The organism is Halorubrum sp. SS7, from assembly GCF_005435055.1.
GTDB classification, from domain to species: domain Archaea; phylum Halobacteriota; class Halobacteria; order Halobacteriales; family Haloferacaceae; genus Halorubrum; species Halorubrum salinarum.
The window spans coordinates 1-243 of sequence record NZ_SGXV01000599.1; the positions used below are offsets into that span (position 1 = coordinate 1).

The following is a 243-nucleotide window of genomic DNA, read 5'->3' on the forward strand; positions in this document are numbered from 1 at the left end:
GTACGACTTGAGTCGCCGCTCGACCCGGTAGGAGACGCCGTCGTGGGTGAACCACAGCTCGACCTCCGTCTCCTCCTCGCCGTTCGTGATGACGTCTTCGAGGGTGCCGTCGAGCGCCTTCGACCCGTACAGCGCGAAGAAGCACGCTTCTAAGAGCGACGACTTCCCGCTGCCGTTGAGCCCGTGGATCACCGTGACCCCCTCCGTGAGCCGGAGGTCGGCGTCGCCGTACGGCTTGAAGTT

At 65.0% G+C, this 243-nt stretch carries 1 protein-coding gene; it reads right to left on the reverse strand.

What is annotated here, in order from left to right; translation table 11 throughout:
- A partial coding sequence (locus EXE44_RS19285) for an AAA family ATPase (protein ID WP_137718128.1) occupies positions 1–243 on the reverse strand: 243 nt, incomplete at both ends.